The sequence below is a fragment of the Capillimicrobium parvum genome (assembly GCF_021172045.1).
In the GTDB taxonomy this organism is placed as follows: domain Bacteria; phylum Actinomycetota; class Thermoleophilia; order Solirubrobacterales; family Solirubrobacteraceae; genus Capillimicrobium; species Capillimicrobium parvum.
On sequence record NZ_CP087164.1, the window covers coordinates 4,361,032 to 4,373,455 of the forward strand.

Below are 12,424 nucleotides of genomic sequence, written 5' to 3' on the forward strand. Positions count from 1 at the left end.
TCGCTGAACCGCCTGGGTGGACGGACGTCCTACCGCCGCGTCAGACCAAGCTCCTCGATCCAGCCGAACGAGTCGGCCGTCGCGGGCGTCGTCGGCCGGTACTCCAGCCCGACGTGCCCCGCGTAGCCGAGCCGCTCAAGCAGCCCGAGCACGTGCGCGAACCGGATCTCGCCCGTCCCCGGCTCGCCCCGGCCGGGCGCGTCGGCGATCTGGACGTGGCCGATCGTCGGCAGCAGCCGGGCGATCGTCTCCGACAGCTCCCCCTCCGTGCGCTGCGCGTGGTAGACGTCGTACTGCAGCCGCACGTTCTCCCGGCCGAGCGACGCGATGAAGTCCGCGCATTCGCCGCTGTGCGGCAGCAGGTAGCCGGGGTTCTCGACCGGGTTGACCGGCTCGATCACCACCCGGATTCCGCGTTGCGCGGCCGCGTCGGCGGCGAACCCGATGTTCTCGCGCGCCGTCGCCAGCTGGGCGCCGGCGTCGACCCCCGGCAGCGCACGGCCCGCGAGCGCGTTGACCTGCCGGCACCCGAGCCGCTCGGCCAGGTCGAGCGCCGCCGGCACATGCCGCCGGAACTCCGCGCTGCGCGACGCGTCGTTGACGTAGCCGCGGTCGCCACCGGCAACGTCGCCGGCGTCGAGGTTCATCAGCGCGACCTCGACCCCCGCCCGCCGCACCGCCTCGCCCAGCGCGCCGTGGTCGAGCCCGGCCGGCCACCACAGCTCGACCGCCCCGAAGCCACAGGCCGCCGCCGCCTCGAAGCGGGCGAGGAACGGGAGCTCGCAGAACAGCATGCAGACGTTCGCCGAGAACCGCATGGCGCCGGGACTCTACGAGGCCCCAAAGATGAGTGGCCGGCACTCATGCGCCGCCGCACCCGCGCGCGCGGACTACACCGGAAACGGCGCCGTGATCCGGATCGCCCCGGGAACGTACGCGATCTACGCGCACCTGCAGCCCGGGACCGTCCGCGTCCGGCGCGGACAGCGGGTCTCCGCCGGGACGGTCCTCGGCCAGGTCGGCAACAGCGGCAACATCACGGCGCCGCACCTGCACTTCGGCATCCACGACGGCCCGTTCCTCGCCACGTCGGCCAGCCTGCCGTGGGTCTTCGACCGCTATCGCCTCGACGGCAGGGGCCCGCTGGGCGAGGACGGCAGCGTCGCGCTCGCGGGCACGCCGCGGACCGAGCGCCGCACCTACCCGATGAACCTCTCCAGCCTGACTCTCGCGGGCTGAGGCGAGGAAGCCCGGCCGAAAGATGAGTGGCCGCCACTCATGCGCGGAACCCAGCGGACCGGTTTGCTCGGCGCCATGACGTACCCCGTCCTTCCCGCGGCCGCGGCCGCCGCCGCCCTGATCGCCCTCGGCCTCGCCGCCCCGGCCGGCGCCGCATCCGTCGCTCCCGGGCCCTGCCCCACGCCGGAGACCCCCATCCCGGCGCTCGCCGGCGCGCGATGCGGGTTCCTGACCGTTCCCGAGAACCGCACCCGGCTGGACGGACGCACGATCCGCCTCCAGGTCGCGGTCATCCCCGCCCGGTCGCGCACCCCGGCGCCCGACCCGGTCGTCTACCTGACCGGCGGTCCGGGCGGCAGCGCCATCAGCGCCGTGCAGAACGTCGTGAACGCCGGCGCAAACCGTGACCGCGACCTCATCGTCCTCGAACAGCGCGGCACGCTGTACTCCGAGCCGTCGCTGACGTGTCCGGTCATCGACCGCTGGAACTCCCGGGTCGTCGGCCTGCCCTACGACGCCCGGTCGACGGGCCGCAAGCAGACCGCCGCCACGCGCGCATGCCGGGCGAGCGTCGTCGCCAAGGGGGCCGATCCCGGGTCGTACAACACGACCGAGAGCACCGCCGACTTCGCCGACCTGCGCGTCGCGCTCGGCATCCCCGAGTGGAACGTGATCGGCGCGTCCTACGGCACCGACCTGGCGCTGTCGTACATGCGCGACCACCCCGAGGGCATCCGCAGCGTGACGATCGACTCGGCGATCGCCCCCGACCAGGCCGGCACCAGCCTGGCCTGGACGAGCGCCGGCGTCGGCATGCGCCAGATGTTCCGGGCATGCCGTGCACAGCCGAGCTGCCGGCGGGCCTATCCGCGGCCGGACCGGGTCTTCACCCGGCTCGTGCGCCGCCTGGAAGCGACGCCGATCACCGCGTTCGTCAAGCCGGCCCTGATCCCCGGCGACAAGCCCGACCCCGGAGCCAGGCGCACGAAGGTGGTGCTCGACGGCGGGGCCTTCGCCAACTACGTCATCAACATCACGGGCGCGGGCTTCGGCTCGAAGGTCCCGAAGCTGCTCTACGACTTCGCCCACGGGCGGCGCAAGCCGGTGCTCGCCTCCCAGGCGGCGACCGGCGCGCTCCACGCCGGTGAGCTGAGCTACGGGCTGCAGTACGGCGTGATCTGCAGCGAATGGATCCCGTTCGAGACGAAGCGCGACGTGCTCCGGCGTGGCCGGCAGGCGTTCCCCGGGTTCCCGCGGTCCGTCAGGGCCCAGCCGCCGCAGTTCCCCTTCCGGTTCATGGACTGCCCGGTGTGGGACGTTCCGAAGGCACCGGACTCGCAGCGCGCGGTGCCCCGGAGCGCGATCCCGACGCTGGTCCTGGCGGGCAGCTACGACACGCTGACGTCGGAGGCCAACTCGCGCCACGCCGCGTCGAACCTCCCGAGCTCGCGGCTCGTGGTGTTCCCCGGCGAGGGGCACGTGGTGCTCAACACGTCGAAGTGCGCCGGGAGGGTGTTCGTGTCGTTCCTCGACGCTCCCGGGAGCCCGGACATGCGCTGCACGGCGAATCTGAAGCCGCCGCCGTTCGAGATCGGCTGACCGCGACCCCGGATCGGATGCCGTTCGACGGCACCGTTCGGTACACATTGCGCGGGTCATGTCCGTCCGTGCCGACCAGGTCGGATCTCTCCTCGACCGCGAGGGCGAGATCGAGCAGATCGCGCAGCTGCTCGCCGCGGGATCCGGCGGCGGCTACGCGTACGTCGAAGGCCACGCCGGGATCGGCAAGACGAGGCTGCTGCGGGCGGCGCGGAGCCACGCCGCGACGCAGGGCCTCCGGGTGCTCAGCGCGCGCGGCGACGAGCTCGAGAGCGCCTTCAGCTACGGGGTCGCCCGCCAGCTGTACGAATCGGCGCTGACGGCCGCCGGCGCGGAGGACCGGCGGGCGCTGCTGGACGGACCGGCAGCCCATGCGGCACCCGCGGTCGGGCTGACGGGTCTGCCGCACGAGCCGATCAGCCCGGATTCGGCCTTCCCCGTCGTCCACGGGCTGTACTGGCTGACCGTCAACCTCGCGGCGCGCGATCCGCTCATGCTGCTGATCGACGACGCGCACTGGGCCGATGCGCCGTCCCTGCGCTTCATCGACTACCTCGTCGGCCGGCTCGAGGACACCCCCGTCACCGTCGTGCTCGCCGCGCGCCCCACCGAGCGGGGCGCGCCGGCCCGCCTGCTCGACCGGCTGCGCGACCATCACCGCCCACAGCTCCTGCGCCCACGCCCCCTGAGCGAGACCGCCACGTGCGCGTTGCTCGAGGAGCGCTTCGACGCGGTGCCCGATGCCGCGTTCGCCGCCGCCTGCCATCGCGCGAGCGCCGGCAACCCGTTCCTGCTGCACGAGCTCGCCGACGCGCTGCTCGCCGACCGCATCGAGCCCACCGAGCCGGCCGCGGCGCTCGTCGCCGACCTCGGGCCCGACACCGTGGCCCACTCCCTGTTCCTGCGGCTCACGCGCCTTCCACCCGAGGCCGGCGAGGTCGTCGACGCCCTCGCGGTGTTCGGCAACGCCGCCGAGGTCCGTCACATCGGTGCGGTGACCGGTCTCAGCCCCGAGGCGGTCTCCGAGCTCGCCGACCAGCTCGCGGACGCGAACGTCCTGACCGCCGAACGCCCCCTGCGGTTCGTCCATCCGATCGTCCGCGAGGCGATCTACAACGAGCAGCGGCCGGCCGGGCGCGCGCGGCTGCATGCCCTCGCGGCCGAGTCCCTCCTGGCCGATGGCCATCCCGCCGCCCTGGTCGCGCCGCACGTGCTGATGACGGAGGCCGCCGCAAATCCCGCCACGGTCGCGGTGCTGCGCGAGGCCGCCGCCGCCGCGATGGGCCAGGGCGCCCCGGACGAGGCCCGCGACTACCTGCGCCGGGCGCTGCGCGAGCCGCCCGCCGACGGTGCGCGCGCCGGCGTCCTGGCCGAGCTGGGCACCGCCGAGATGCTCGGCGACGCCGGCCTGGCCGAGGCCGGCGCGCACATCGAAGCCGCGATCGAGCTGACCGCGGATCCCGAGCTGCGTGCCCAGCGCGCGCACATCGCCGCCCGGGCGCGTCTGTTCCGCGGCGATCTGCCGGGTGCCGTCCGGCTGCTCGACGAGGTCCGCTCCACGGTCGGGCCCGACGCCGCCCTGTCGCTCACCGCCCACCAGGCGGCGCTCGGCCTGCTGGCGCCGCCGTGCGCCGACGACGCCATCGCCCGGCTCGAGGCCTTCACCGGCGTGGCCGGCGACACGCCCGCGCAGCTGATGGCCCTCGCCGAGCTGGCGGGATCGCGCTGGCTGGACGGCCGGATCGGCGAGGCCGCCGGCTTCGCGGAGCGGGCGATCGCCGGCGGGCGGCTGCTCGCCGCCGAGGGACCGTCCTCGACCGCGCTCAACCACGCGCTGCGCGTCCTCATCGACGCGGACCGCTACGACCTCGCGCTCCCCGCGCTCGAGCCCGCCATCGCCGCCGCCCGCGCGCAGGGCTCCGTGCTCAGCCTGTCGAACCTGCTGTGCCTGCGCGCGGTCGCGGCGTGCCGCCGCGGCGACGTCCTGGCGGCCGAGGACGAGTGCCGCAACATGCTCGAGGCGGTCGATCATGCCGACCTCCCCATCGTCCTGCCGGCCCACTACGCCTACCTCGCGCTCGTGCTCGTGGAGCGCGGCGACCTCGGCTCCGCGGAGGCGGCGATCATGACCAGCGGCTGCGGGCCGGACCTCCCCGCGATGACGTACATGGGCATCGTCTGGCTCGCCCGCGCGCGGCTGCGCCTCGCGCAGGACCGGCCCGGCGAGGCGTGGGCCGACCTCGCCGAGCTGCGCCGGCGCGACGAGCAGACCGGCGTCCGGCACCTCAGCATCCAGTGGCACGACACCGCGGCCCGCGCCGCGCTCGCCCTCGGCGACGCGGACGGGGCGCTCGATGTGGCGGACGAGCAGCTCGAACGCGCACAGCGCTGGAACACGCCGTCGGCGCTCGGAGTGGCGCTCGCGACGAAGGGCCTGGCCGCCGGGGGTGCGCCGGGGGCGGCCCTGGTCGAGGAGGGGATCGCACTGCTGGCCCGCAGCCCGGCCCGCCTCGACCACGCGCGGGCGCACGTCGACCACGGCATCATGCTCGCGCGCGCGGGCCGGCGCACCGCCGCCCGCGAGGCGCTGCAGGCGGGCCTCGACGGCGCCCGCCGCTGCGGCGCGGCGGCCCTGGTCCATAGCGCCCACGACGAGCTCACGGTCATGGGCGCCCGGCCGCGCAAGCTGCACTTCAGCGGCGCGGAGGCGCTGACCGCGTCGGAGCGCCGCGTGGCGCAGATGGCGGCCGCCGGGCGCTCGAACCGCGAGATCGCGGCCGCGCTGTTCGTCACGGTCCGGACGGTCGAGAACCACCTCGCGCACGCCTACCGCAAGCTCGGGATCGGGTCGCGCCGCGAGCTGCCGTCAGCCCTCGGCTGACCGCCCGTCGTCGGGGCGCCGGCTGAGCGTTCGCTCGAGCGCCCGCGCCATCCCCAGCCAGCCGACGAACGGCTCCGGCATCTCGTCCCCCTCGCAGACGCGCCCGCGGATCGGGTCCGCGTCGGGGTCGACCTCGAGCGTCAGCCGTCGCGGGTAGTCGCGCAACATCGTCTGCAGCATCGCTGGTGGCGCCGCCCGCGTCGTGAGTGGCGACCACTCATCTTTCGAGTGGCGCTCCGAACCGCGCCCGCAGGGCGCCGACGCGCCGGATCCGGGTCTGCTTGCCGTCGGCTTGCCGGCGGCGCCCCACGCGCCCGTCAAGTCCCCGGCAAGCACCGTGCGCGACGGTTGCCGCCGATGGCATCCCGTCTCTCCTCATTCGAAAGGACGCGCACCATGTCCGTTCCGACGATGGCGAAGGTGGCCGTGGCGGGGCTCCTGGGGGCGCTCGCCCTGGCCGGCACCGCGCAGGCCGATTCGATCTCGTTCATGCGCGGCGGCGACGTCTGGGTCTCCTCGCCGGACGGCACCCGCCAGGTGCAGCTCACCCACGACGGCGGCTACAGCTACCAGTCGCAGGCCGACAACGGCGACATCATCGCGCTGCGCGGCCGGCGCCTGCGGCTCATCGGCCGCGACGGGGCCATCAAGGCCGACTTCAGCACCCCCGTCTCGGGCGAGCGGACCGACAACACCTCCTCCTACTTCCTCGGGCCGTTCAAGCCGGAGATCTCGCCCGACGGCACCAAGGTCGCCTACGAGTACCGCTACTTCGAGATCACCAACCACCCGGGCTGCGTCCCCGAGGGCACGCCGAACTGCCAGGACGTGCGCCAGTCCACCGGCATCGGCTACACGTACTCCGACCGGATGACCGGCTGGGACGAGCCGGGGCTCGGCCGCCAGTCCGGCTGGACCGACCCGTCGTGGATCGGCAACAACACCGTGCTGATCTCCGACAAGAGCGTGCAGCTCAACCTCGACGCGATGATCGACCACCCGGGCGACGGCAACCAGACGCTCCAGGGCTGGTTCCTCGACGAGAACGCCTGGTACGTCCGCGACGGCGAGGTCGCGCGCTCCGGCGACAAGGTCGCGTTCGTCACGACGCGTCCGAAGGGCCCGAACGAGGACCTCGACATCGACGACCAGGTCACGCTCTACAAAATGAACGGCCCGGCGCCGGCGCTGCCGACCCCGTGCTACTCGTACGGCAACCCCGCCGGCGCGTACGACAGCCCGAGCTTCTCGCCGACCGGCGCGAAGATCGCGTTCGAGGACACGGGCGACCAGACCACGCCGCACCGCATCCTGGCCGGCAACGTGCCGAACATGACCAACGGCTGCTCGCTGCCGTCCGCGGGCGCGTCGCAGATCCTCAACGACGCCCGCCAGCCCGACTGGGGCCCGGCGAACGTGCCGGACCCGCCCCACGTCGACCAGCCGGTCGTGACGACGGGCGCCGCGAGCGCGATCAGCGCCACGGGCGCCAAGGTCGACGGCACGGTCGACCCGGAGGGCGCGCTGACGGCGTACCGCTTCGAGTACGGCAAGACGACCGCCTACGGCTCCACCACGGCCGACCAGGATGCCGGCTCCGGCCAGGACCCGGTCGGCGCCTCGGCGAGCCTGTCCGGACTGTCGCCCAGCACGGTCTATCACTACCGCCTGGTGGCGACGAACGCCGCCGGGACGAGCCGCGGCCCGGACAAGACGTTCACGACGGCGCGCGCCGTCAAGCCGGACGCCGCGACCGCGGGCGCCATCGACGTCACGGCGAGCGCGGCCACGATCAAGGGCACGATCAACCCGAAGGGCTCCCCCACCACGTGGCGGTTCCAGTACGGGCTGACCGATGCCTACGGCACCGCGACCCCGTCCCAGGACGGCGGCGCGGGCACCGCGAACGTCGCCGTGACGGCGGCCCTGGCCAAGCTCAAGCCGGGCACGCCGTACCACTACCGCGTCATCGCGATCAACCCGCGGGGCACGGCGGTCGGCATCGACAGGACGTTCACCACGTCGCCGGCGGTCGCGCCCGTCGTGACGACCGGGGCGGCGAGCGACATCACCCGGACGGGCGCGCGCCTGACCGGCACGGTCAACCCGAAGGGCCTGGCCACGACGTACACGTTCGAGTACGGCCCGACCACGGCGTACGGCACGAAGGCGACCGCCCAGAGCGCCGGGACGGGCGCCACCGCGGTCGCCGCGTCGGCGGACCTGTCGAACCTGACGGCCGGGACCGTCTACCACTACCGGATCAGCGCGACCAACAGCGCGGGGACGTCGGTCGGCATCGACCGGACGTTCACGACCTCGCCCCCGCCGGCCGCACCGGCCGCGGTGACGGGGAGCGCCGCCTACGTCTCGCAGACGTACGCCCAGCTGAACGGCACGGTCAACCCGCAGGGCACGCCGACCACGTACCTGTACGAGTACGGCACGACGACCGCGCTCGGCTCGAAGACCGACGAGAAGGACGCCGGATCGGGCACGACCGCGATCAACCGGGTGGCGGAGCTCAACGCGCTGACGCCCAACACGACCTACTACTACCGGCTCGTGGCGAAGAGCAGCGCGGGCACCACGGTGGGCGCGACGAAGTCGCTGAAGACACTCGACACCACCGGCCCTCTGGCGACCACCGGCGCGGCGAGCGCGATCACCCGCAGCTCGGCCACGCTGGCCGGGACGATCAACCCGCGGGGCGAGCTCACGAGCTACCGGTTCGAGTACGGCCTGACGACGACCTACGGGCAGGTCACGCCGGACGGGTTCCTCTTCGGGGGGACGACGAAGGTCACCGTGTCGGACGCGCTGACCGGCCTGCAGCCGGGCAGGACGTACCACTACCGGCTGGTCGCCGAGGGCGAGTCGAGCACCTCGACCGGCGCCGACATGACGTTCACCACCCCCGCCTGAGTCCCGCGGCACCCCAGCAGGCCACGCGAAGCCCCCGGCCCACCGCCGGGGGCTTCGCCGCGTCCGCGTCCGCGTCCCGGTTGAATACCGCTCGTGGACCACGAGATCGCGATCGGGCTGGTCATCGCGATCGCGTCGGCGATCACGCTGAACTGGGCCTACGTGCAGGAGCACGACGCGGCGTCGGGCATGCCGCCGCTCTCGCTGCGCCATCCGGTGCGCAGCGTCAGCCTGCTGTTCAGCAGCCGCGCGTGGCTGAAGGGCCTGGCCGGCGAGGTCACCGGCTTCGCGCTGTACGTCGTCGCCCTGGCGCTCGCGCCGCTGTCGCTCGTGCAGTCGATGTCGGCGGGCGGCATCGCCGTGCTCGCGTACTTCTCGGCCCGCAGCCAGGGCCGCTCGACCACCACCCGCGAGCAGGTGGGCGTCGGCGTCTCGCTGCTGGGCCTCGTCGCCCTCGGCGTGTCGCTGGCCGCCTCGACAGGCGACGAGTCGCACGGCACGTTCGCGGCCGTGGGCGCGTGGCTGGCGATCAGCGCCACGGTGGCGCTCCTCTCCGTGCTCGCCTCGTCGCGCATCGGCAAGGGCGTCGGGTACGCGATGGCGGCGGGCATCCTGCTCGCCTCGGGCGACATCTCGGTGAAGACCGCGTTCGAGGGCGGCTGGCACTACGTCTTCCTGGCGACCGCCGCGCTCGGCTACAGCGTCGGGACGATCCTCCTGCAGATCGCCTACCAGCACACCCGAGCGCTGACCGCGGCCGGCATCGCGACGCTGCTGACGAACGCGCTGCCGATCGCCGCCGCCACGACGATCCTCGGCGAGGACATCCCGTCCGGCCCCCTCGGCGCGGTGCGGGTGCTCTCGTTCGTCGCCGTCATCGGCGGCGCGGTCCTGCTGGCGCGCGGCACGCCGGAGGCCGCCTCGCCGGCGCGCGCGGTCACGGTGTCGGGCGATCCGCCGCCGGGCGGGGCCACGGCCGGCCCGCCCGTCGCCGCGGCCCGCGACGCGCCGCCCGGAGAGGCGCCCGCCGGCAGCTGATCAGGCCGGCTGGTCGGTGTCCTCGGTCCGCCGGGCGCGTACCGTCAGCCAGCTGTTCAGCCAGCCGTACTCGGTGAGCTCCTCCACGCAGGCGTTGCAGGCGCGCACGACGACCCCGTGCACGTCGAAGCGCTGGTCGGCGGTGTCGAGCCCGCAGCGCTCGCAGGGAACGTCGTCATCCGGTGGACCTTGGTGCATGGCGTGTCCGTACCCGTCCGAGGCGGCGTCTGTCACGCCGGCTGCTCGTCGGCGAGCGGGGGAGGCGCGCCGGTGGCCGCGGTGCCCGGCGCCCGCTCGTCGAGCGCAGCGAGCGCCAGCACGGCAAGATGCTCCGCCCGCGCCGCGTCGGCCGCGTCGAACGGGCGGCCGTCGCGGCGGTCGAGGATGCCGAGCACGCCGAGGATGCGCGGTCCCGCGCGCAGCGGCACGGCGATCATCGTGTGCGGCACGTAGCCCGTCCCCTCGGCCACCGCCGCGGCGAACTGCGGGTGCGAGCGGCACTCGGCGATCGCCACCGGCGCCCCGCTCAGCGCGACGGCCCCGGCGATGCCCTCCCCCGGCGCGAGGCGCACGCCGACGATGCGCTCCGCCCCGGCGCCCCAGGCCGCCTCGTAGCGCAGCGCGCGGGTCGTCTCGTCGACGAGCGCGATCGACGCGGCCGCGGCGTCGAAGACGCCGGCCGTCGCCTTGACGAGCTCCTCGAGCAGCGAGCGCGGCCGGCTGGATGCCGCCGCGCTGAGGGCGAGCGGCGCTCCTCCCCCGCTCCGGAACGGCGCGTCGATCGAGCGGGCGAACGCCGCGGCGGTCTGCACCCGCCGGGCCGGGTCGAGCTCGAGCCCGGCGCGCAGCGCCGTGGCCAGCCCCGCGGGGAGCCCGTCGACGAGGTCGTCGGGCTGCGTGCCGTACACCGGCGCGGCGCCGGTGATCAGCGTCCACATCGTCGCCGCGGCGCCGAAGACGTCGCTGCGCGGCGAGGGCGCGGCGCCGGCGAGGACCTCGGGCGCGACGTAGCGGGGCGTGCCGATGCCCGCGGTCGCGGTGCCGGCGCGGTCGAGGTCCCGGGCAATGCCGAAGTCCACGAGCACCGCGCCGTCCTCGCCGAGCACGACGTTCGGCGGCTTGACGTCGCGGTGCACGAGGTGCTCGTCGTGCACGTACTGCAGCGCCTCGCACACCTGCCCCATCCACGCCACCACGTCGTCGAGGGCCAGCCCGGGCCGGCCCTCCTCGTGCAGGACGTCGGCGAGTGTCGGCCCGTCGAGGAGCTCCATGACGAGGTAGCGGTCCGCGCCCGCGGAGAACGACTCGAGCACCCGCACGACCCGCGGGTGGCTGAGCCGCTCGAGCAGCTGGGCCTCGATCTCGAAGCGCGCGCGATGGCGCGGGTCCAGCAGGCGCTTGAGCGCGACCTCGCGGCCCGTGCGCTCGTCGCGGGCCCGGTACACCGCGCCCATGGCGCCGCTGGAGATCTCGTCGAGGATCTCGTAGGACGAGCCCACCGGCCGTGGGAGCCATCGATCCGCCACGGTGTTGCGACCCTACCGCCGCGGCCGCGGCCGCAGGCATCAGCGCTCCACGAGCTTCGCCCGGTCGACCGCGCCGAGCGGCTCCGCCCGGTCCAGCACCTCGCGGCAGGAGTCCGCGGAGGCCCTGGGGCACCTCGCGGCAGTAGTCCGCGGAGGCCCGGGTGCACCCTCCGCCGTCGACGTGCGCTTCGAGCTCCCGCTGCCCCTGCCCTCGCGCGTGACGTTCGCAGCCGCCCGCGACGGGCGGTTCGCGGTGCGGGCGGCCCGCGACGGCCGCCCCCACCTCGCGGGCTTCCTTACGAGCCCCTGATGCCTTCGCCGGGCGGACAGGTGCCGCCGGTCAGGTCCTTGATGACCACGTTCGGCGCGACGCCGCACCCGACCAGGGCGGTGCCGAGCGACATGACGACCCAGCGCTTGGCCCCCTGCGGCTGGGCCAGGATGAAGTAGGCGGGCTGGAACTTGCCCTCGCCCGCCTTCGTCGCCGTCTGCCAGGCGATGGCCCACGAGTCCGACAGGGACGACACCCGGATCCGGTTGACGCGGTACCAGCTCCGGTCCAGCTGGTTGGCGCCGCCGAGGGACGTCGTGCGGACGGCCTTGGCGATGAAGCGCGCCTCCGACCTGGTGGGCGCCTTGGAGGCGACGGCGGGAGCGGCGAGCGCGCCGGCGGCGACGGCCGCGGCGGCGAGGACGGCGATGGGGGCACGAAGCATGGCGGGCAGCCTAGTGTGGTCGGGTCATGCGGCCCCGCCACCCCCGGGACGTCCTCGTCGGCTACGACGGATCCGACAACGCCCGGCTCGCCCTGCAGGAGGCGATCTTCATCGCCCAGACGTCCAACGCGCGCATGACCGTCGTCAGCGTCGTCCCCGACGTGGCGGCGACGATCAACGCGGTCTGGCTGGCCGGCGGCGACCCCGCGCAGCTGTCGCGCGAGATGCGCATCGAGGTCGCGGCCACGCTGGAGGAGGCCATCGAGCAGATCCCCGAGGACGTGCCGGTGACGAAGGTCCTCGGGCAGGGCCACGCCGGTCCCGTGCTCGTCGAGCAGATCGACCGGATCGGCTGCGACCTCGTGGTCGTCGGTACACGCGGCCGCGGCGCCATGCGCGCGCTGCTGCTGGGCAGCGTCACCGAGTACCTCGTGCGCCACAGCTCCGTGCCCGTCGTCGTCGTGCCGCCGCCCGAGCGGCTACGCGACGACCTCGCCTAG

General features: G+C 74.4%; 11 protein-coding genes. 6 read left to right on the plus strand and 5 right to left on the minus strand.

The features are described 5' to 3' along the window. Positions 1 to 29 precede the first annotated feature (29 nt). Positions 30 to 818, minus strand: coding sequence for a hydroxypyruvate isomerase family protein (locus DSM104329_RS21215; RefSeq protein ID WP_259311848.1), 789 nt, complete (start codon positions 816 to 818; stop codon positions 30 to 32). Positions 819 to 846: 28 nt separating this feature from the next. Here DSM104329_RS21215 and DSM104329_RS21220 point away from each other — a divergent pair, with 28 nt between their 5' ends. The 3 genes from DSM104329_RS21220 to DSM104329_RS21230 all read left to right on the plus strand — a co-directional run bounded on the left by DSM104329_RS21220 (position 847) and on the right by DSM104329_RS21230 (position 5,719). Next, a complete protein-coding gene (locus tag DSM104329_RS21220; RefSeq protein WP_259311849.1) occupies positions 847 to 1,239 on the plus strand; it encodes a M23 family metallopeptidase in 393 nt (130 codons plus the stop codon). A 75-nt stretch (positions 1,240 to 1,314) separates the two neighbouring features. Further along, a complete protein-coding gene (locus DSM104329_RS21225) occupies positions 1,315 to 2,838 on the plus strand; it encodes an alpha/beta hydrolase (protein ID WP_259311850.1) in 1,524 nt (507 codons plus the stop codon). Between the two features lie 58 nt (positions 2,839 to 2,896). Then, the gene (locus tag DSM104329_RS21230; protein WP_259311851.1) at positions 2,897 to 5,719 is read left to right on the plus strand and encodes a helix-turn-helix transcriptional regulator; all 2,823 of its coding nucleotides are present in this window, start codon (positions 2,897 to 2,899) and stop codon (positions 5,717 to 5,719) included. Here DSM104329_RS21230 and DSM104329_RS21235 read toward each other — a convergent pair. Further along, positions 5,705 to 5,887: a hypothetical protein gene (locus DSM104329_RS21235; protein ID WP_259311852.1), complete on the minus strand. Its 183-nt coding sequence runs from the start codon at positions 5,885 to 5,887 to the stop codon at positions 5,705 to 5,707. The two genes, DSM104329_RS21230 and DSM104329_RS21235, sit on opposite strands and share 15 nt — an antisense overlap. 228 nt (positions 5,888 to 6,115) lie before the next feature. On the opposite strand from DSM104329_RS21235, the gene DSM104329_RS21240 reads away from it, so the two are divergent. Continuing rightward, on the plus strand, positions 6,116 to 8,644 hold the full coding sequence (locus DSM104329_RS21240) for a fibronectin type III domain-containing protein (RefSeq protein ID WP_259311853.1): 2,529 nt from the start codon (positions 6,116 to 6,118) through the stop codon (positions 8,642 to 8,644). Positions 8,645 to 8,737: 93 nt separating this feature from the next. Further along, positions 8,738 to 9,682 carry a hypothetical protein gene (locus DSM104329_RS21245; protein ID WP_259311854.1) on the plus strand — a complete coding sequence of 315 codons (945 nt, stop codon included), beginning with the start codon at positions 8,738 to 8,740 and terminating at the stop codon, positions 9,680 to 9,682. Here DSM104329_RS21245 and DSM104329_RS21250 read toward each other — a convergent pair whose 3' ends face one another. From DSM104329_RS21250 to DSM104329_RS21260, 3 genes are all read right to left on the minus strand, one after another. Beyond that, entirely contained in the window at positions 9,683 to 9,880 is a 198-nt protein-coding gene (locus tag DSM104329_RS21250; RefSeq protein ID WP_259311855.1) for a hypothetical protein, read from the minus strand. It lies immediately after the preceding gene. Between the two features lie 32 nt (positions 9,881 to 9,912). Then, complete coding sequence (locus DSM104329_RS21255; protein WP_259311856.1) at positions 9,913 to 11,208, minus strand: protein kinase domain-containing protein; 1,296 nt, start codon at positions 11,206 to 11,208, stop codon at positions 9,913 to 9,915. A gap of 296 nt (positions 11,209 to 11,504) precedes the next feature. Further along, positions 11,505 to 11,924, minus strand: a complete 420-nt coding sequence (locus tag DSM104329_RS21260) for a hypothetical protein (RefSeq protein ID WP_259311857.1) — start codon at positions 11,922 to 11,924, stop codon at positions 11,505 to 11,507. A gap of 26 nt (positions 11,925 to 11,950) precedes the next feature. Here DSM104329_RS21260 and DSM104329_RS21265 point away from each other — a divergent pair, with 26 nt between their 5' ends. Then, a complete protein-coding gene (locus DSM104329_RS21265; protein ID WP_259311858.1) occupies positions 11,951 to 12,424 on the plus strand; it encodes a universal stress protein in 474 nt (157 codons plus the stop codon).